Origin of the sequence: Corallincola holothuriorum (assembly GCF_003336225.1) — a bacterium.
GTDB lineage: Bacteria > Pseudomonadota > Gammaproteobacteria > Enterobacterales > Neiellaceae > Corallincola > Corallincola holothuriorum.
In genome coordinates, this window is the sequence record NZ_QPID01000006.1 from 98,589 (window position 1) to 118,384 (window position 19,796).

16 protein-coding genes are annotated in these 19,796 nt (G+C 46.5%); 12 read left to right on the forward strand and 4 right to left on the reverse strand.

Annotated elements, in window-relative coordinates:
• Positions 1-9: 9 nt before the first annotated feature.
• The 5 genes from DU002_RS11150 (at position 10) to DU002_RS11170 (ending at position 5,265) form a co-directional block, all read left to right on the forward strand.
• Positions 10-2,238 carry a GumC family protein gene (locus DU002_RS11150; RefSeq protein WP_114338468.1) on the forward strand — a complete coding sequence of 743 codons (2,229 nt, stop codon included), beginning with the start codon at positions 10-12 and terminating at the stop codon, positions 2,236-2,238.
• Positions 2,235-2,948, forward strand: a complete 714-nt coding sequence (locus DU002_RS11155) for a tyrosine-protein phosphatase (RefSeq protein WP_114338469.1) — start codon at positions 2,235-2,237, stop codon at positions 2,946-2,948. The genes DU002_RS11150 and DU002_RS11155 overlap by 4 nt, the downstream gene beginning before the upstream one ends.
• A complete protein-coding gene (locus tag DU002_RS11160) occupies positions 2,932-3,666 on the forward strand; it encodes a VpsP family polysaccharide biosynthesis protein (protein WP_114338470.1) in 735 nt (244 codons plus the stop codon). The genes DU002_RS11155 and DU002_RS11160 overlap by 17 nt, the downstream gene beginning before the upstream one ends.
• 252 nt (positions 3,667-3,918) lie before the next feature.
• Positions 3,919-4,491, forward strand: a complete 573-nt coding sequence (locus tag DU002_RS11165; RefSeq protein ID WP_147271842.1) for a hypothetical protein — start codon at positions 3,919-3,921, stop codon at positions 4,489-4,491.
• 258 nt (positions 4,492-4,749) lie between these two features.
• Positions 4,750-5,265: a YehS family protein gene (locus tag DU002_RS11170; protein ID WP_114338472.1), complete on the forward strand. Its 516-nt coding sequence runs from the start codon at positions 4,750-4,752 to the stop codon at positions 5,263-5,265.
• Between the two features lie 67 nt (positions 5,266-5,332).
• Here DU002_RS11170 and DU002_RS11175 read toward each other — a convergent pair whose 3' ends face one another.
• Positions 5,333-6,190 carry a PA4780 family RIO1-like protein kinase gene (locus DU002_RS11175; protein ID WP_114338473.1) on the reverse strand — a complete coding sequence of 286 codons (858 nt, stop codon included), beginning with the start codon at positions 6,188-6,190 and terminating at the stop codon, positions 5,333-5,335.
• Positions 6,191-6,445: 255 nt separating this feature from the next.
• Between DU002_RS11175 and DU002_RS11180 the strand changes: the two genes are divergently transcribed.
• The 4 genes from DU002_RS11180 to DU002_RS11195 all read left to right on the forward strand — a co-directional run bounded on the left by DU002_RS11180 (position 6,446) and on the right by DU002_RS11195 (position 15,411).
• The gene (locus DU002_RS11180) at positions 6,446-7,609 is read left to right on the forward strand and encodes an exonuclease SbcCD subunit D (RefSeq protein ID WP_114338474.1); all 1,164 of its coding nucleotides are present in this window, start codon (positions 6,446-6,448) and stop codon (positions 7,607-7,609) included.
• Entirely contained in the window at positions 7,606-10,692 is a 3,087-nt protein-coding gene (locus DU002_RS11185) for an AAA family ATPase (RefSeq protein WP_114338475.1), read from the forward strand. The genes DU002_RS11180 and DU002_RS11185 overlap by 4 nt, the downstream gene beginning before the upstream one ends.
• 136 nt (positions 10,693-10,828) lie before the next feature.
• Positions 10,829-13,054 (forward strand): cation:dicarboxylate symporter family transporter, encoded by a 2,226-nt coding sequence (locus tag DU002_RS11190; protein ID WP_114338476.1) that lies wholly within the window; start codon positions 10,829-10,831, stop codon positions 13,052-13,054.
• A 143-nt stretch (positions 13,055-13,197) separates the two neighbouring features.
• The gene (locus DU002_RS11195) at positions 13,198-15,411 is read left to right on the forward strand and encodes an EAL domain-containing protein (RefSeq protein ID WP_158538035.1); all 2,214 of its coding nucleotides are present in this window, start codon (positions 13,198-13,200) and stop codon (positions 15,409-15,411) included.
• 12 nt (positions 15,412-15,423) lie between these two features.
• On the opposite strand, the gene DU002_RS11200 is transcribed toward DU002_RS11195, so the two are convergent.
• Positions 15,424-15,918, reverse strand: coding sequence for a M48 metallopeptidase family protein (locus DU002_RS11200; protein WP_114338478.1), 495 nt, complete (start codon positions 15,916-15,918; stop codon positions 15,424-15,426).
• A gap of 243 nt (positions 15,919-16,161) precedes the next feature.
• Between DU002_RS11200 and DU002_RS11205 the strand changes: the two genes are divergently transcribed.
• Both DU002_RS11205 and DU002_RS11210 read left to right on the forward strand, forming a co-directional pair.
• A complete protein-coding gene (locus tag DU002_RS11205; protein WP_114338479.1) occupies positions 16,162-16,659 on the forward strand; it encodes a hypothetical protein in 498 nt (165 codons plus the stop codon).
• A gap of 50 nt (positions 16,660-16,709) precedes the next feature.
• Complete coding sequence (locus DU002_RS11210) at positions 16,710-17,081, forward strand: hypothetical protein (RefSeq protein WP_114338480.1); 372 nt, start codon at positions 16,710-16,712, stop codon at positions 17,079-17,081.
• Positions 17,082-17,166: 85 nt separating this feature from the next.
• Here the strand turns inward: DU002_RS11210 and DU002_RS11215 are convergent, their stop codons facing one another.
• Positions 17,167-18,255: a rhomboid family intramembrane serine protease gene (locus DU002_RS11215; protein ID WP_114338481.1), complete on the reverse strand. Its 1,089-nt coding sequence runs from the start codon at positions 18,253-18,255 to the stop codon at positions 17,167-17,169.
• Complete coding sequence (locus tag DU002_RS11220) at positions 18,255-18,869, reverse strand: hypothetical protein (protein ID WP_114338482.1); 615 nt, start codon at positions 18,867-18,869, stop codon at positions 18,255-18,257. The genes DU002_RS11215 and DU002_RS11220 overlap by 1 nt, the downstream gene beginning before the upstream one ends.
• A gap of 180 nt (positions 18,870-19,049) precedes the next feature.
• On the opposite strand from DU002_RS11220, the gene DU002_RS11225 reads away from it, so the two are divergent.
• A complete protein-coding gene (locus tag DU002_RS11225; protein WP_114338483.1) occupies positions 19,050-19,745 on the forward strand; it encodes a M50 family metallopeptidase in 696 nt (231 codons plus the stop codon).
• Positions 19,746-19,796 lie beyond the last annotated feature (51 nt).

Here is a 19,796-nt window from a genome sequence, read left to right on the forward strand (position 1 = left end):
TCCGCAGTTATGCAGCTATCCACAGCTGATACCAAATTTCAGAATGAAGAGCTTATTGATTTACGAGCATATTTTCGCATCGTGAATCTGTACAAATGGCGAATTTTTACGTTCGCTACCATGGTGACGTTAATTGTAGCCGTAGTTACTTTCGCTTTGACGCCTAAGTATAGAGCGACAGCGACGATGTTGTTAGAGGCGGAGCATGTTAAGGCTGTTTCCATTGAGGAGGTTTATGGTCTTGATTCTAGCCGGAAAGAGTACCTTCAAACTCAATATGAAATACTGAGGTCTCGTCGCCTTGCTGAGAATGTTATTGAAAGACTTTCTTTGCTTCAACACGCTGAATTTCAAAGAAAACCTCTTAATTCAATACAATTGTACATACAGTCTTTGAAAGACATGCTTCCGGTTGAGCGTGATGTCGTTGAAATTTCTGATGAGGAAAGGCTTGAGCGAGAAAAACGACGTGTTGTGTCTATTTTTCTGCAAAGGTTAAGTATATCTGCAGTGCCTAAAACGCAGTTGGTACGCATCTCATTTGAGGCTGAATCTCCAAGCCTTGCAGCAAAGGTTGCTAACGCTTTAGGTGATGAATACATTGCGAGCCATTTAGAAGACAAAGTTATTGCGACAACTAAGGCATCGCAGTGGATACGGGAACGTCTAGAAGGCCTTCGCATACGTTTAAGAGAGTCTGAAGCTGAGTTGCAAAACTTTCGCGAGCAAGAAGGACTTGTGGATATTGAGGGGGTTGTTGCTTTAGCGTCTCGCGAGTTAAATGAAATTACATCTCAATTAACGAAAGCAAGGCAAACACGCTCTCAGATGGAAGCCTTAATGCGGGTTTTAGACAGCAGAGATAAAGAGAATCTATCTGAACTTGAATCTCTGCCTGAGATTTCTGAACATCGTTGGATCCAAGAAGCAAAAAGAGCTGAAGGTATTGCGGAGCAGCGTGTTGCTGAGCTTTCTAAGCGATATGGGCCTAAGCACAATAAAATGAAGGCTGCTCAGGCTCAACTAGTTGAAGCTCGAGCAAACCTTAACCGACAAGTGGGTAAGCTGATAAAAGGGATAGAGCAAGAGGTCAGCACAAGTAGGGATAACGAAGTCGCACTTGTTTCTGAACTAGCTAAGGCGAAAGCTCGCTACCAAGTATTAACAAGAACTGAAGCTAATTACCGTGAGCTTAGCAGAGAGGTGGACAGTAATCGGCGGCTTCATGAAACATTTCTTAACCGCTTAAAGGAAACCGGTGCCGTTGGTGATTTCAATACGGCGCATGCTCGCTTCACTGACCGTGCAGTTAAACCTGGTAGCCCTGCAAAACCTAATAGAAAAATGATCATAGCTGCCGCGTTTATTGCTTCCCTTGGTTTAGCTGTGTTAATGGCATTTTTGATTCACGGCTTGAGTGATATGATTTCATCACCTGAAGATGTTGAAAGCTATTTGTCTCAACGTATTGTTGGGGTTATTCCTCGAGTGAAGGTGAAGAAAAAGGGCAATGTTCGAACACATGCTTTTTTCGACGGAGATATGCAGTCATTCTCCGAAGCTTGGAGAACCTTACGAACAGGTCTCGTTCTTTCTCACTTGGATTCGCCTTCTAAAGTGATCGCTGTGACGTCAACTTTACCTAATGAAGGAAAGACGACTACAGCGATAAATACTGCATTTGCGTTGGGTCAGGTCGAGCGTGTGTTATTACTAGATGCGGATATTCGTAAACCGAGCATCTGTCGTCGTTTCGGCATTCCCAACTACCAGCCCGGTGTTACAAACTTACTTACAGGTACTCACTCGCTAGATCAGTGTATTTATCATGATGAGACGTCGGGTGTTGATATATTAGTCGCTGGTTCTCCTATGCCAAATCCGCTAGAACTTCTAGCTAAACCTGAATTTGAAGAGCTGATTAATAAGTTACGAGGTTTGTACGATAGAGTGGTGATTGATACGCCGCCATCTAGGGTAGTTTCTGATGCATTGGTGGTAGCAAAACAGGCCGATTCAACTCTCTATGTAGTTAGAGCAGCTCAAGTTCGCCGGTCAATTATATTGGAGTCGATTGGTCGTTTACAGAGGTTAGAGGTCCGTGTAGACGGTATCGTCTTAAATGCGATACATAAAAGGGATAGCAAAGAAATATACGATTACAATTATGGTGATGTTTATGGCTCTAACGCTTATCAACAGCCGGAGTCGAGTACTAAGAATATCACCGGCACATGATAGATCTTCATTGCCACCTTTTACCTGGCGTCGATGATGGCGCCAGTTCAATCTCTGAATCCTTGGAAATGGCACGTATAGCTGTTCATGAGGGAATACATACAGCGGTTGCTACTCCGCATTTCCATCCAGGAATATACGACAATTCCATTCGTTCACTTCAAGCTACCTTTACAGAATTTACTCATGCGCTGGTAAAAGCAAATATTCCACTTAAGGTTCGTTTGGCTGGTGAAGTTCGTTTAACGGAGCAAATTATCAATGCGCTCCCTGCTAGCGAAATACCTATGTTAGGTACGTATAAAGGCAACGACGTTTTATTATTGGAACTGCCTTATAGCCATATTCCACCTGGAACTGAAAATTTACTTCAGTGGCTTAATCGCCGCGGAGTGATACCTATGATTGCTCACCCTGAGCGAAATAGAGAAATTATGCAGAACGTAAATGCAATCTCGCGTTTAACAAAGGGAGCGGTCTTGTTCCAGTTAACAATAGGTTCATTTGCAGGAAGCTTTGGTGTTAAGGCGTATGAAACAGCTATAGCGTTGGCCAAGAAAGGCCATCTTGATGTACTTTCAACCGATGCGCACAATCTTAAACGGCGTCCACCTTTGACAAAGGTTGGCTTAAGTGAAGTGCGTAAGTGGATCGGTGATGAGCGTACTCATTCTGCGATAGAGGAATTGCCACGTGCAATTATTTCGTAAAGCAGTCTATTGGACAGAGCAATATTTTTGTGCAATCCCCAATATACGTAAGCGCTTGGTGTGTTTTCTCTCTGTCGTTGTTATTTTTACTCTCAGTTGGTTTGCGATTGTTCACGGCATTGCTAATTTGAGTGGTGTTTACGCTGAACGAAAGTTACACAAGTGGGCTTTGCAGAACAGTATCACGATAGCTGAACTACCTCGTGTAGAGCAGAGTATTGCAAGAGCTATCCGGCTTCAGCCCGACAATGCACATTATTACATTTTGCAAGCAAAGCTTATGGAGTGGAAGGCTTTTTACGAACTAGATCATGCTGACTCCCACCTTAAAAACGCGATTAGTTCATTACAAACATCCCTGACATTTCGACCTAACTGGCCTAATACGTGGTTAGACTTAGCCTTTTTAGAGCACAAGCTATCCCGGTATGATGATAGGTTTCAGCAAGCGGTCAACCGCGCTGAGAGCCTTGGGGCTTACAAGCAAGACGTGACTCTCGAATTGATTCGGTTAGGGTTTGAAACGTGGGAACACAGAAGTGCATTTATGAAGGAAAAGTTGATTGCAGCACTTAAGCGTGGACTGACAGCAGAGAGTACGGCGTGGAAAGTTTTGGCTTTAGCTACAGCGCATCGCAAAGTGCGAGTGGTATGCCTTGTCAATCGCAGTTTAAAAGGTGATTCTGCATTACCGCTCAGCGTAAATGAGTGCCGATAAGCAGCTCTGTAAGGTGATAAGAGTTGTCTTGACGTAGATTTTTTATTTGACTACTAACATGCTAGCAATTGGGGGAGGTACCTAATCATTTATAATCAAAGGGTTAGGCGTGTGCGTGCTCTCGATTGTTATAGAGTGTTAAAAATGATGACAGTTTTCGCGCTTTAAAGAATACGGTATAGTTTCATTAGTTAAAGCTTTAATTTGCTTTCGAAATTCAAGCAAAATGCTCGTAAGGGAGTAGTAGACGTTATGCATAGAGTTCTATCAGTAGTAGTGATGTTGTGTTTTTGTGCTGTTGCGAAAGCTGCACCAATGGTTGACTTGAGTATTGATGGAAATACTTGGAATCAGCCTTTCGTTTTGGAAAACCTGTCTACGGAAGGTGAGTTAATTACTTCAGTTTCTATAGACTTATCAGCGCTCGATTTGGTGTTTGATGTCCAAGGATGGCCAGCTAAAATTGAGTTTCTAGATGACGGTATAGGTAGCTATAAAGCTTACCAAAAGTCCTCTGGAGAGGTTCTAGATGGATCTAATGATGTTCTAGAGTTGAGCTTTGATGATTATGTAAGTGAAAGCTTCTCTTGGATTGTTGATGTAGATTTTGTGGACCCAGCATTAGAGTTCGTTTCCGTTTACGGTAATGACTTACTAAATGGAATTGTCACTGTTTCATTTGATAGTGGTGAGACGTTGATTGACACATTTAAGCTTGTCGATGGTAATGACGATGCAGTGTCGTTAAGTGTACCGGCACCAGCACCGTTAGCTTTGTTAGCTGTCACCCTTATTGCGGGTGGAGTGCTGCGCCGTAAATCGTAGTGCTATCGAATGATCTTTTAAAAGCCGCCTTTTAGGCGGCTTTTTTATTTATTGCTATCCCTCATCATTGGCAGAGTGGTACTCACTTAGAAAAAGGTCAACTTAAGTAATCTTCGGGAAAGGTTATCTTAGTAATTATTGGTGCAGATGACTTCTATGGAGGATATCGCCTTTTATGCTAAAGTCTAACGTCTACTATTGTGATCTGGGTAAGTTACTTAGTTCATTAGAATCTTAACAAAATTGCGGAACACTCCTTTGACCAATAACGATATCCTTAGACGCCTACGTTACACCTTTGAATTGAACGACTCGAAGATGATTAAGATTTTTCAGTTGGCTGAGTTGCAGGTGAGCAGAGCACAGGTGAGTAACTGGTTAAAGAAAGATGATGATAAGGCTTACGAGAAGCTTAATGATCTGCAGTTTGCGACGTTTCTCAACGGGTTTATTAATCTTCGCCGTGGCAAGCGGGAAGGCGCGCAGATTGCGCCAGAAAAGCGATTAACCAACAATCTGATCTTTCGTAAGTTAAAGATTGCTCTGGATCTGAAAGATGATGACATCCTAGCGTTAATGGATCTTTCTGAATTTAGTATTGGCAAACATGAGCTGAGTGCGTTTTTTCGCAAGCCAGGTCATAAAAATTACCGTGAATGTAAAGATCAGGTCTTGCGCAATTTTCTGAATGGTATGCGTTTGAAATATCATGATAAGGTGACTGCGACCAATGGCTTTGAGTGGCCAGTTGCAGAGGACAAATCCGCAGAGTAATCACCTTTGCTGAGCAGGTGTAAGGTGTAACGACGGGGATGACAGCTCGACTGCATTTTTCAGTAGGTTAGTTGCACTCTTCTGCGTCTTTAATCCGTTGCTGATTTTCCTGCATCTCTTCAAATGCTGCTTTAATTTCATCAACGATAGAGCTCACATCCGTGATCTCTTCACTTTCAACGAAGTCACCAGTAAGCTCAGCATCTGGTGTTAACTCGCCACTTTCATACAGGGCCCAGATCTCTTTAGCGTATTTAGTGCTGAGTAATTCTGGTGCGAATTGACCGTAATAGGCTGTCATATTGTCGACATCGCGTGCAAACATGCGCTGAGCATTATTGTTTGCTGATGCGTCAACCGCTTGAGGTAGGTCGATGATGACTGGACCGTAGTCATCTACCAGTACATTAAACTCTGATAAATCACCATGAACGACACCGGCACAAAGCATACGTACGATGTATTGCATGACGATCCGGTGATCCTCAATCGCGTGTTCTGCCGGCATCACCACATCGTTCAGGCGAGGGGCCACATCACCCTCGTCATCGGTGACCAGCTCCATGAGTAACACGCCGTCATAGCAGCCAAATGGTTGTGGTACACGCACCCCTGCAGCGGCAAGCTTATACAAAGCATCCACTTCGGCGTTTTGCCAAGCGGCTTCTTGCTGATCGCGACCAAATTTGGAGCCTTTTTCCATTGCTCTAGCACGGCGGCTATTACGTACTTTTCGGCCTTCTTGATACTGCACAGCTTTTTTAAAACTGCGCTTCATCGCCTCTTTATAAACCTTGGCACAACGTATCTCATCGCCACAACGGACAACGTATACAGTGGCTTCTTTGCCGCTCATTAACTGACTGATCACTTCGTCGACTAAGCCATCGTCGACTAGCGGCTGTATGCGTTTCGGTATTTTCATAGCGTCCTTATACAGGAGTTGCGTAAGTGATGTAAAACTTGTGCGCCGGTGTCCGCCTGTATCTGCGGATTTGTTGCTATGTTATCGGCTAACTTTGGGGGTTTTAAGTCATCTTTCGTTAATTGGCTGTAGGATAGCTATTAGCGATTGAATACAATGAAAACTCTATATGCAGATGGTGTGCTGCTTTTGTGTGCTGGCTACAGATAATGCGCCTACGCCGTTGTTAACCTTGGTTGCTGGAGCGATTCTCTTTTGAAGTTTATTCATACCTCAGACTGGCATTTAGGGCGGCAGTTTCATAATGCGTCGCTGTTGGAAGATCAGCGTCATATTTTGCAACAGATAGTGGATATTGCCGAACGAGAGCATGTAGATGCTGTGATTGTGGCCGGTGATATATATGACCGTTCAGTACCACCTGCTAATGCCGTGGCGTTGTTGGATGAGGTACTCGATAAACTGTGCCATGAAATGCAGCTGCCAGTGCTGATGATTTCCGGCAATCACGACAGTGCCCAGCGTTTACGTTTTGCTGCTAACCAGTTACGCCAGTCTGGTTTGCACATCATGGGCGATCTTGGCTTGTTAACCACACCCGTGTTGCTGCACAGCGCAACGGCGGGCACAGTGCAGTTTTTCGGTTTGCCGTACTGCGATCCTGAGCAGGTGAGGGATGCTTTTAACGACGAGGCTAGTGCTCAGTTGAAAACTCATGATCAAGCGATGGCCTATTTAATGGCGCAACTTGATGCAGCACGGGATAAACAGTTGCCATCAGTTGTGATTGCTCACTGTTTCGTGGCTGGCGGCACCGGGTGCGAATCTGAACGTCCTCTGTCCATTGGTGGGGCTGATCAGGTCTCAGCCAGTCACTTTTCTGCTTTCAATTACACCGCGCTGGGTCACCTGCATGGTCCGCAAAAGCAGGGGGCTGAACATATTCGCTATTCTGGCTCACCACTTAAATATAGTTTTTCTGAGCAAAATCAGAATAAAAGCATTTCATTGGTCAGTATTGATGAGGCTGGTGCCGCTCACGTTGAGCTTATACCGTTACAGCCCTTGCGTGATATGCGGATCATTGAAGGGGAGCTGAACGCGTTAATTGCGCAAGGAAAAACCGATCCCCATAGTGACGACTATTTGATGGTGCGGTTGACTGATACCCACGCCATTCTTGATCCCATGGGTAAGCTACGAGCGGTTTATCCAAATGTGCTGCATTTAGAGAAGCGGATGTTGCAGGCGCGCAGTGACAATGAGCAAGCCTTGCAGCGAGAAAAATTGCGGCAAAGTGAGCTGTCGATGTTTCGTGATTTCTTTCAGCAAGTGCATGGCAACGAACTGACAGGCGAACAGGATCAAGCCTTACAAACAGTGATTAAGCAGTTGCATCAAGACGAGGCAAACCGATGAAGCCATTAATGCTGACGATGCAGGCGTTCGGGCCGTTTTCTGCCACTGAAATCGTCGATTTCAGTGCGTTTGGCGATAATGCTTTGTTTTTGATAAATGGCCCCACTGGTGCCGGTAAAAGCACTATTTTGGATGCGATCTGTGTGGCGCTTTATGGGCAAACCACAGGCGCCGAACGTGAATCGGCGCAAATGCGTTGTGACCATGCCGATCCTGGGCTAGTCACAGAGTTGACGCTGGAGTTCGAATTGGCTGAAAAGCGGTATCGGGTGCAACGTAAGCCGCAACAAGAGAGACCAAAAGCCAGAGGCGAGGGTACGACAACGCAAGCGGCTGAAGCGAATTTATGGCTGCACGGTACCGATGACTCAGCAAGCGCAAGCACAGCTTGGACGTTGTTAGTGAGTAAGAAAATCGGTGAGGTTAATGATGCCATTCGTGACATTACCGGACTAAGTGTTGAGCAGTTTCGTCAGGTGATGGTATTGCCGCAAGGAAAATTTCGTGAACTTTTACTCGCCGACTCGAAGAGCCGGGAAGCTATTTTTAGTCAGCTATTCCAGACGCAGATCTATCGTAAGATAGAAGACAGCTTGAAGATCAAAGCCAGTGCTATCCGCCGTGATGCTGAAGCCCATCGAAACAAAATCAAAGGGATCTTGGAAAACGCCGGTGTTGACTCGGAACAGGCTCTCAATGCTGAACGTAATGCGCTTGCACCACAGTTGCAGGAAGCAGAACAGAAGAAAAAGCGAGCATTTGACCAACAATTGGGGGCGCAGAATGCCCTTGAGGCGGGTAAAAATCTAACTGAACGCTTTCAGCGTTATCAGCAAAGAAAACAAGAGCTTATTCAGGCCGAAGTTCAGGCTGAGCAGATTGAAGGATTAAAGCAGCAATGCTTGCTGGCGGAGCAAGCGGAGCAGATCAATCCAATTTATACGCCGGTAGTGGAGGCTGAACGCGAATTAAACAGCTTATTGCTGGTTAGGGAAGAAGCAAAGCATTCCCTATCGCAGGCGACGACAACTTATCAGCAGGCGTCGACTCGCTACGAGCGTGCGATAGAGAATGCCAAACAGGTTGATGAGCTGAAAAACCAGCAAAATGAGTTAGCTCGTTTGCAAACGCAAGTGGTTAACTTAGGTCAAGCACGCTTGCGTTGGTCTTCTGCACAGCAAGCTGCAGAAGCGAGTGAAAACACTTACCTTCAAGCTCAGCAGGTGCTCGTTGACAGCAAACGGCAACTCTCCGAATTGGAACAACTGAATGTAACCGCGCAGCAGCAGCTCATGCGGATGCCGGAGTTACAGGTCAGACAAACCACGCTCAAGCAGCAGCGCGATCACCGGGTTGCATTAGATGAGTTGCGTCAGCAACGATCGCAGGCAGAGATGAGCGGTAAGCAAGCGCTGCTGGAAAAGCAAACTTTGCAACAAGAGTCAGCGCGTTTAGCACGCGACATGGCCGCGATAGAAATGCAATGGCACAGCGGCCAGGCGGCCCTCTTAGCGGCGCAGTTGGGGGTTGGCGAACCATGTCCGGTATGTGGTAGCAAAGAGCATCCGCTACCCGCTCATCGGGCGATGACGGATGATGGTTCTGCGTTAGTGACACATGAGCAAGTTGAACACGCGCGGCGTCGGGTGAACGACCAGCAGGGGCTGTTACAGCAGGCAGAAAACAGATATACCGAGTTGCAGCAGGTCTGGAAGGGGCTCAATAAACAGGTACAGGCGGTGGAATTGCAGCTAGCTGAATTTGCAGAGCAATCGTTAGTTCAGCTGGACGAGGAGCTTGCTCAGTTATCTGCTGATGTTGATCGATTACTACAATGCCAACAGCAATTAGCGCAGCGTCAGAGACAGATTGAAGCATTGCATCAGCAATTGACCGGCTTGGAAAGCGAGCAGCTTAAACTCCAGCAACAAAGCGCGGATGCACAAAAAGCTGTTGCGGTGGCCGTCGCTGAACTGCAGCGCTTGGAAACCGAGGTACCGGAGCATTTTCGGGCTAACGGTGCTTTGGAAGCTGAGATCACCCGGTTTGAAAAGCAATGGCAAGCATTAGAGCTGGCGCTGCAACAAGCGACACTGGCACGTGACCAGGCGCGCTCTGCGCTGGACAAAGCCGGTGAGGGAGATAAGCGTTTGCAACAGCAGCTAGATGAAAGTAGAGCGAAACAGCAGCAGCGTGTGCAGGCATGGCAGTTGGCGCTTAGCAACTCAGGTTTTGCAGATGAAAACGCTTTTCAACAAGCCCGTTTAGCAAGTGATGAGCTGCAAGCGATAAAACTGACGATCGAAACATATCAACTTCGTTTCAGTGAACTTCAAGGACAGGTCAAGCAGTTAGCGGAAGAGCTAGATGGGCAGGCAACACCGCAACTAGAGGCATTAACGCAACAATTAGCCCTGTGCCAGCAGACGTACAAAGAAACTGAGCAGCGAGTAAGTACGCTGCATGCGCGCCTCACTTCACTCGATCATACGCTGAAAAACCTGCAGGCCGCTCACCTGACAAACCAAGCGCTGGAAGCGCAATATGAGATTTACGGTACGCTTAGTGATGTAGCTAACGGTCAGACAGGTAACAAGATCAGCCTGCAGCGTTTTGTTTTGAGTGTTTTATTGGATGACGTGCTCATTCAGGCATCACACCGCCTGCAACTGATGAGCAAAGGCCGCTATTTGTTGCTGCGAAAAGAAGACCGTAGTAAAGGCAATCGCGCGTCAGGGCTTGAGTTGGAGGTCGAAGATGCCTATTCGGGCAAGACTCGTTCGGTAGCGACACTGTCTGGCGGCGAGAGCTTTCTGGCTGCGCTTGCCTTAGCTTTGGGTGTGTCTGATGTGGTGCAGAGTTATTCCGGGGGGATTAAGTTAGACACCCTGTTTATCGACGAAGGCTTTGGTAGTCTTGATCCCGAGTCATTGGATCTGGCTGTACGTACTTTGGTGGATCTGCAACACAGTGGACGTATGATTGGTATTATCAGTCATGTCAGTGAACTGAAAGAGCAGATGGCGATGCGGCTTGATGTAGTTGCAACGCCAAAAGGCAGTAGTGTGCAACTTATCGCCTAAAAAAATGCGCTGAAGCGGTTAAGATTAACGGGAGTAATACCTGATCTTAATGTTTTTCAATAGTTTCAGTCACACAGCAGTGAGCAGCCAGTATAATTACTCTGCGATATCTATCTATTTAAGGATGATCTGATTTATGGGGCGGCTCCGCAAACCCAAGTTTCACTTCAAGTTACGGAAACCAAAAATAAAGCTGAAAGGTGGCTCCAGTTGGATCTTTATTGGCCTAATTGCTGGTCTGTTTACCGGATTGTTTTTTGGTGAAATGGTGGGTTGGATGCAGTGGCTGGGGAGCGCTGTTATTTTTCTACTGCAAGCCACTGTGTTGCCTTATATGGTTATGTCGTTGTTATACGGGGTTGGCTCGTTAACCACTGGCCATGCCAAACTACTATTCAGTAAAACGAGTATTGTATTGGTTCTTTTATGGGTTCTGGGTTTACTGGTGATTTTATTATTGCCGCTTTCTTTCCCTGAACAGCTAAATGCCTCGTTTTTCTCGGCCAGTGTGCTGGAAGTGCCTCCAAGCCCCGACTACATGAAGCTGTATATACCTTCAAATCCTTTTCATTCATTAGCGGAAGGCTACGTTCCTGCTGTTGTTATCTTCTGCATGTTGTTTGGTGTGGCGCTTATTCGCATACAAAACAAGCAAGCCTTTATGTCGCTGACTGAAACCTCTGTGACTGCGCTGAGTAAAATGACCGGCATGATAGTGAAGATACTGCCTATAGGTGTCTTTGCCAGTACTGCCGCGGCCGCCGGTACCATGACATTGGAGGAGTTCAGTTCGCTACAGGTGTTTCTTATCTCCTATATGGTGCTGTGTCTTTTTCTGACCTTTGTCTTGCTACCATTTACCTTGAGTGCGTTAACGCCGTTTACCTACAGAGAAGTGATGACTATCAGTCGAGATTCACTGATCACCGCTTTTGCCACCGGTAATATCCTGATTTTACTGCCAGTCTTAACCGAACAGTGTAAAAATATTTTTCATGCCAGAGGCTTAGCAACAGAAGAGACCGATAAGTTGATCGGTGTGACCATGCCTGTCGCGTTTACTTTTCCTAATTTGGGCAAGTTGACCGTTATCTTGTTTGTTCTGTTCGCAGCTTGGTTTGTTGACAAAGAGCCGCCCTTTTCTTTAGCTACGATGACCTCTATTTCTGGCCTGTTTACTCTCTTTGGCAGCGTTCAGGTTGCCGTACCCTTTATGCTTAATCTGCTGGAAGTGCCTGCGGATCTGTATCAACTGTTTTTGATCAGCAATGTTATTACTTCGCGGTTTAATTCCATGGTCGCGGCGCTGAATTTGGTCGTGTTGGTTCTAATCACCATCACTATGGTGCAGAACCAGCTACGGATCACCTTGATGCGGGGGCTATTTTATTTAGGAATTCTAGCGGGTGGTTTTGTTGCAACACTGCTGTTAAATCGATTGATTACCGCCCCATTTGTTGAGGATCAGTACACCCAGAGTTCATTAGTTGCAGAGATGAAGATGGTCGGGCAGGTACCTGAAAAAGTGTATGCAGAGTTACCAAAGCTTTATGAAACCGGTCGTTTCTCTAAAACAACGGTCGCGCAGATAAAGCAGCGTAATATTCTTCGTGTTGGTTTTCATCCGAAGAATGTGCCGTTCTCTTATTTCAACGCTAGCGGGGAGTTGGTGGGATTTGATATCTCGCTAGCGCATCAGTTGGCCAGCGATCTTGGCGTCGAGATCCGTTTTGTACCACTCGATTACAATAAGCTGCCCATCGAATTAGGGCGTGGATTTTATGATATTGCGATGTCAGGGTTGGCGATGACAGCCGAGCGTATCGCCGATATGTCGTTTACAGATCCCGTGCTACAACTTCATGTGGCGGTCGTCGGAAGAGATCATGAATTAAGTGTTCTTTCCGATCCCGAATTATTGAAGAAACAAACCAAGTTGGTGATTGCCACATTAGATCATTCGGACATCGTCAAGCATATCAACAGAGCCTACCCAAATGCTGAAGTGGTTATGCTGAAAGATTACGAGCAATTTTTCGAAGCAAAAGAGGGCACTTATGATGCTTTGTTGGTTAGTGCTGAGGCTGGCTATGCCTGGACCGTGCTCTATCCAGAATTTGGCGTCTGGATCCCGACTAACGCGAAGAAGAGGGTGCCTGTTGCCTATGCCCTCAATCGTTCGAATAATGATTTGTTGAGTTATCTGGATGATTGGTTGGATATCCAGCAATCTAATGATTTTATTGGCCAACAGTATGAGTTTTGGATCCTTGGCGGCGGTGCCAAACATCGACCACCTCGTTGGTCGGTGATTAAGGATCTTTTGGGCTGGGTCGGTGATAAGTCTGAGCCAGATGAATAATGCGTCGTACGTGGGAGTTGAGTTGGTATTTCAGACCATTATTATCCACGCTATTAGCCATGCAAGTGGTTGATTTTCAATATTGAGCTTGACGTAAAACTTTTGCCTCTGTTAGCTTCTAATGAGTTGATGGAGCAATGAAATTGGCGAATGTCATAAAGGACAATGATCGCAGCCGAGCACTGGCTGAGTCTAAATGGATCGTTTTTTTAACCAGTATCATGTTATTGATATTGGTTATCTGGGGCGCGCTTTCTTCCATTCAGCTTCATTATAATTATCAAAAATCCCTGATGGATTCGGTCACTAAAAGTGTCTTGGCTGAGTATCAGGAACACCTCACGCAACTTCGCTTAACGATTGACCAGTTTCAATTTCGCCACGCATCAGCGTTGGCCCAGTTGGTTCTATCCGGTAATCAGACCTCGAAAGATGAGTACATGGAGCTGTTAACGCAGCTGCGTGAAGAGGTCGATGATGTGCGCTTATTTGCCATTGTCGACAGTTCAGGAAAGGGGGTGTTGTCACAGTTAACAGGGGAATTTTTGCCTGACTGTAGAGAAGAGATTGATGATACCTTGCTGCGAGGCAGTCAGGAGAACCTGTTTCTGCATCGCAGCCCGAATGGTTTTCACTATGACCTGTTGCAACCCTTACTTGTTGATGAGCAGGCCGGTCTGTTTCTTTTTGTTGCTTTTGACCCTGCGGTATTAGAGAGGATATTAACCCAGCACCAACTTCCCTATCAGCAGCTGTTTTTGATGCGTAGTGACCAGTCCGGCAAGATTGAGTTTGGTACAGAGATCTCGCTTGAAAAAAGTCATGATCAGTCGATCTATATGAGTGGGGAAGAGGTGCATCAATTTGATTTCCTCAAGCCCATTCCGGGGACGCGTTGGCAGTTGGCTATTCGTTTGGCTCCTGAATATAACGCGCGAGTTTACTTGGAAAGCATTCTACAAGCGTTATTGCTTTGGGGAGTGACTACCGGTTTCGTATATCTATTCTATCAGGCCCAGCGCCGGCGCCTGTACAAACAACGGATTATGGAAAAAGAGTTGAGCTTTAAGACCTCCCACGATGAGCTCACAGGGACCATGAATCGTGCAACTTTTGAGGGGCAGTTAGCAGGATTTATTGCGCAGCACAGTGGCCAACTGATGATGGAAGGTGTGGTGTTGCTCATCGACATCGACCAGTTTCAATTGGTGAATAACAGTTTTGGTTACAGCGCTGGAGATAGCTGCCTTAATTTGCTCTCTTTTGCCCTGCGGCGACAGCTACCAGCGCAGGCAAAAATAAGTCGACTTAGCAGCGATGAGTTCGCTGTGATGTTGCCAGAATTGCATCATGAACTGGCTCATGGCTTTGCCGAAAAGGTTAGGCAGCAGATCGAACAGTTCGACTTCACCCACATCGCACCCGATCTTTCTTTGTCAGCCTCCGTTGGCGCTTTCGTTTTAGATGGGCAACAGTTAGGTAGTGAGGAGGTATTTAATGCCTTGGCACAAGCTGTTCGCCTTGCGAAATCGAAAGGCGGTAATCGAGTACAGCTTTACCACAGTGACGATGTCGCGTTATCACAGCATGCACAAGAGATGAATGTTGTTCGCGAGCTGCGAGCTGCACTTAATGACAATCGTTTGCAGCTTTATCGCCAGCGCCTCAGAGCATTAAGCGATGCATCACAAGCGTCACGTTACGAAGTGCTAGTGCGGTTAATCGATCATCACGGCTCTCTTTTGACGCCTGATAAATTCATACCTGCGGCTGAGAAATACGGCTTAATCAGCCAGGTTGACCACTGGGTGATTGAAGCAACATTTGCTGCGATAGCAAAGGACATCGGCGATAATAGCAGTCATTACAGTATCAACCTGTCGGGTGTGACCCTCGGCGATAAAGGGATCATCTCTTTTGTTCATACCATGTTGGAAAAATATCAGGTAGCACCGCAACGCATCGGCTTTGAGATAACGGAAACCTATGCGATCACTCACCTAAGCGCCGCGATCGCCTTTATTGAGCAGATGACAGCGATTGGCTGTGAGTTTTCATTGGATGACTTTGGTAGCGGGCTATCATCGTTCAGCTATCTACAGCAACTGCCGGTGCACAACCTTAAAATTGATGGGGTGTTTATTCGTAACATCTGCGACAACCGCTTGAATCAAGTGTTTGTGGAAACGATGCACCGTTTGGCGAAAGAGATGGGTAAGAAGACCGTGGCAGAGTTTGTAGAAACTGAGAGCGCGCAGCACTACCTGTCATCAATAGGGGTGGATTACGCCCAAGGCTATCATCATCATAAACCGGAGTTTTGGTTCGAATACAGTGCGGACGTTACGGGTAGTTAGCGTCGATTTATTCTATTCATTAAATTCCCGATAAGTCAGATATAAGCGGGCGTCAAATTCCAGCTGATGGTAATCGGGCTCCATATGACAACAAAGCGCGTAAAAGGCTTTGTTATGCTCCTTTTCTTTCAAATGTGCTAGCTCATGTACCACCAGCATTCTTAACAGTGGCTCCGGTGCGTTGCGAAACAGGCTGGAGATCCGTATCTCATTTTTGGCTTTCAGGTTTTTGCCGTGTTGCCGTGAAACAAACGTGTGTAAGCCCAGAGCATGATTGACCAGATGGATTTTGGGATCGTAAATGACTTTACTTAGTGGAGCGGATTTTTTCAGGAACTGGTTTTTAATCGCGAGCGTATAGTTGTATAGCGACTTTTCAGTTTTTAGATCGTGCAGTGTGGGATATTTGTTTTCTATCCACGTAGCTAATTGACCGTTTTTAATCAATTTTTCGACTTGCCCAAGTACTTCGGGCGGATAGCCGTTTAGATAGCGTAATTCGTTCATGGTAGAACCGGTGTTTTAGCCTGACGCTATGATACCGAGGAATAAATTAAATACATCACCAATTTGCTGACGTACATATTACAGATCGAGCATTCCAATGGCGTTACTGTACTTTTGCCCCATCTGTTTCAGCCAATCGTTAAAGCCTTTAGTTGGTTTTGCTGCAGAGTTTAGCTGAGACACTGTTTGGCGCTGCACGGCATAGTAAGTTGAACTCAGGATAACTTAGGGAGCAGTTTTTATATGGGCCATAAACCACTTAGCCATCACAGCTATGATCTCTTATTGATAGGGTTGGTGGTGGGATTGCTGCTCCTGCTATCCGGTTGTGATCAGCATCAGGACGCCGAACTCGCCTTTCATCCGTCAGTCGATCTGGAGTTTCCCGAGCCGCAGTATTACGGTGCGATGTTCCTGGCTAGTGCGGTTCATCGCTGTGCCAGTGATAAGCAAGTAACACCACAAGCCTGCGTAGAAAATGATGTTGTTGACATCGCCGTGCTGGATGATTCGCGGATAGCGCAGTTTAGTCTGCTTCAGCATATCGATCCGGGTAAGATCAGAGCTTGTGATGCCGACGACCAGGCGGTTTTCCCACATCACAGTGAGTATCCTGAAACATCTGTGTTCTGGGTCTGTTTTGACATGCAAGCACCCTATGAAGGGCAACGTTTATTGCTGCATTTGCAACCGACGGATCACCCTCCTAGTTATCGCTTGGTCGGCATAGTGCGTTTTTAAGTCGTGAGTTTAGGTTTTGTCGCTACTTCTCACCAACGGAGGTGGATAGCATGGAATGTGTGAATAGAGAGGCAGTACCTAGTGCGTTAAGAAGTGCCCGTTATGCCATGTTAATCGGTGTCGGCTTACTGCTGCTAAGTGCGGCAATATCTGCTCTGTTTCAGACGGTATCTATGTTTTATTTGGCATGTAATGTCTACTTAGTCGGTTTTATTGCTGTGTTAGGCGGCTCAGTGACGGCGCTTCGCTTGGCAAAATTGAATGAGATGTTTTGGTATCGGGGGCAGTTTTTGGCGTTAGATAAAGTGACTCTGCTGCTCTACACCAGTTTTCGGTATCGGATAATCGCCGGTGCCACTATGTTGACCCTGTTTAGTGTGGGGTTGGCCGTGATCGCCTACCGCATCGTCGCTATAAGTTAGCGCACTAAAGTTGGTAGGGTTCGGTTTTAAAATTGGAGCCGCCCCAGCAATGAAACGCCTCCATATTTTTGCCGTGAGTACGGGGCTAACGGTTAACCACTGCTGCTGGATGAGCCAGCATTTGCAGTAAGGGGTTACGCATAAATATATAGGGTTTTAGCGCAACGCCCATGATTAAACCGCTAACAAAGCCGCCGATGTGAGCCCAGTAGTCAACACCACCTTCGCCAAGCATCATGCCCAATACATTTAGTCCGACCCAAATAGCGAAGTACCAAACTGGCGCTAATTTCTTTTGATAGATAAATATCATAAACGTCAGGCTGGCATGGCGGAACCAGACTAAATAGACTCCAAATAACCCGGCTATTGCACCGCTGGCACCAATGGATGGGATCTCACTCTGCCAATTAAGCACTACGCTGATCAGACTGGATAAAATACCGAGAGCAAAATACAACGCGATGAAGCGGCGACGACCTAATGCATCTTCAATATTGTCACCGACTACATAGAGGAAATACATATTCCCCAGCAGGTGAAGGGGATCCCCATGCAGAAACATGCAGCTTGCCAGTGTCCATAATTGATCGCCGGCCAGTGTTGCTGCGGGCACATTACCAAACAGAGAGACCAATTGGTTGGCCAACTCTGGATTACCAACATAACTCATAAAAATAAGACAGTTGAGCGCCATTAGCGTCCAGGTGACGACCGGTTTACGTTTAGGCTTAATGTTGTACTCGACTGGCATCTGCGATAGAAACTGAAATACGCGACTTTTCCAGCTCAGAGCTTGATTCAGCGAGCCAAGTGCTTGCTGTAACTTCGGAGACTGCTTTACTTGGTTAAGCTCATCGCTATCAACCCATACCCCTTCGCAATGCTCACATATATCAATTTCCAGTTGATAATCAGCGAGTAGGTGATGGCTTTGCATTGGGCCATGACGGTCCGGACACTGGCGTTCACTAACACCGATTGACGCACCTAAATGCTGCTGATATTCGACCTGATCTTGGCCATTATCAACTTTGGATAGCACCTTGTTCATTTCGCCTTGTTCAAACCAGTGGCCGCCACATGAACGACAAATGTCTAACTCCTCATCATGACAAGTGGTTGTCTCCAGATAGGTATCCGTGCAGCTAGGGCAGAGCGCTGGTGTTGCCATTATTTCACCTCATCCTGAAGATCAACGACAACATCGTACTTTTGCAGTTCAACTGTCAGTGCGGTGGCGCTCGCTTGCAGTTTGGGAAGCACTTCGTTGTTCATAGTGTCTAAGTGCTGCTGCAATAGGCTGCTGGCATGCCGACTACCATATTGACCTTGTTCTACTTTATGGATGATCTCATTGACGTCCGCGTAGAAGCGGCGCGTTTGAGTTAAGAAGTAGGTTGGGGTTTCCAACGTCGAGGGAGAAAACTTCATACTTTCCCAAACGTAGGTGCTTAAGCGTGGGTTTCTCAGCTTGATCGTATCAACAGAAACTCCCTTCTTAAGAACGTCGTGGTTGTATGCGTTGAGTAGGGCGGTATTGTCAGCTAACTCAGCATAAAGGGAGGAGCGGAGGTAGTAATTGTTCTGCTTGGTTTGCAGCGTATCGAAGATCAATGCCTGGGAAAGCCCCGCTTGTGCTGCGAGGTAAACGCCAATGACCGTTGCCAGAATGGTTAACAGATGAGAAAGCCAAAAACCGCTCTTAGACAGATCTTTATTGTCGAGCTTTGGTAATGGCTTTTTGCCTGGTTTGTCGGACTTAGTTTGCGGGGCGGGCGTTTTCATTTCGACTCCATGTCTGCGTTAAGGGGGGAATGGTATGAGAATGCCGCTGTCATTAGCAAGTGATAGCCGCTGTTTACATGCTTAGTTGTTACTTAAACATGACTAGTGGTGAACGGAGACAATCTGCTACATTGCTTCAGCCGTATTTATGTTCATCGACTTAATTTATTGAAATAACAGATGCTAAAACCCCGTATTGAACTGATTGTTGCGTTGCTTTGCGCGCTAATACTGATCTGGCTACCTTTGGTCAGTGCACCATTAAAGTATTTTGAAACCCTGCTGCATGAGGGTAGTCATGGCCTCGCTGCTATTTTATCGGGTGGGCAGGTGGTTTCTATTGCATTGCATCTTGATGGCTCCGGTCTCGCTACCTCACGTGGCGGCTGGTCGTGGTTGGTCACTTTTTCCGGTTATGCTGGGGCCTCCTTATGGGCCTATACCTTGGCGCGGATCCAGTTTAGTGGTGTTTCCCGAAGAATCGGTAGCTGGATCTATTTTGCTATTGTCGGTTTGTTTGTGCTTGGTAGCCTGATTTATACCCGAGATCCCATCACCTTGTTGATTGTTGGCTTTATCGGTGTGACATACTGGTGTTTGTTTCGCTGGCGCCACCAGCATTGGGCGACATTCGCCAATCAGGTATTGGCGCTGTTTATCCTGCTGCAAAGCGCCATCAGTCCAAGCTACCTGTTGTATGTGGGAGACCGGGGCGACCATCTGGCGATGAAAGGTTATACCGGTATTCCGGGGATCGTTTGGGTTGTGCTTTGGACGCTCATCGCTGGCTTAATGATCTTCGATTTGTGTCGACGAGCTTGGGCGCAACCTCGTATGGCCAGCGACGCTCTCCGTGCAGAGACTAGCGGCCTCTGAAGCACAGTATTGATGCCGTACTTCGTCTGTTGAATCCTTTTAACTTCAGCG

What these genes read in the sequence shown, in the direction of transcription:
- DU002_RS11150 (WP_114338468.1), top strand. Translation starts at nt 10, where the DNA reads ATGCAGCTATCCACAGCTGATACCAAATTTCAGAATGAAGAGCTTATT.
- DU002_RS11155 (WP_114338469.1), top strand. Translation starts at nt 2,235, where the DNA reads ATGATAGATCTTCATTGCCACCTTTTACCTGGCGTCGATGATGGCGCC.
- DU002_RS11165 (WP_147271842.1), top strand. Translation starts at nt 3,919, where the DNA reads ATGCATAGAGTTCTATCAGTAGTAGTGATGTTGTGTTTTTGTGCTGTT.
- DU002_RS11175 (WP_114338473.1), bottom strand. Translation starts at nt 6,190, where the DNA reads ATGAAAATACCGAAACGCATACAGCCGCTAGTCGACGATGGCTTAGTC.
- DU002_RS11185 (WP_114338475.1), top strand. Translation starts at nt 7,606, where the DNA reads ATGAAGCCATTAATGCTGACGATGCAGGCGTTCGGGCCGTTTTCTGCC.
- DU002_RS11190 (WP_114338476.1), top strand. Translation starts at nt 10,829, where the DNA reads ATGGGGCGGCTCCGCAAACCCAAGTTTCACTTCAAGTTACGGAAACCA.
- DU002_RS11200 (WP_114338478.1), bottom strand. Translation starts at nt 15,918, where the DNA reads ATGAACGAATTACGCTATCTAAACGGCTATCCGCCCGAAGTACTTGGG.
- DU002_RS11205 (WP_114338479.1), top strand. Translation starts at nt 16,162, where the DNA reads ATGGGCCATAAACCACTTAGCCATCACAGCTATGATCTCTTATTGATA.
- DU002_RS11210 (WP_114338480.1), top strand. Translation starts at nt 16,710, where the DNA reads ATGGAATGTGTGAATAGAGAGGCAGTACCTAGTGCGTTAAGAAGTGCC.
- DU002_RS11215 (WP_114338481.1), bottom strand. Translation starts at nt 18,255, where the DNA reads ATGGCAACACCAGCGCTCTGCCCTAGCTGCACGGATACCTATCTGGAG.
- DU002_RS11220 (WP_114338482.1), bottom strand. Translation starts at nt 18,869, where the DNA reads ATGAAAACGCCCGCCCCGCAAACTAAGTCCGACAAACCAGGCAAAAAG.
- DU002_RS11225 (WP_114338483.1), top strand. Translation starts at nt 19,050, where the DNA reads ATGCTAAAACCCCGTATTGAACTGATTGTTGCGTTGCTTTGCGCGCTA.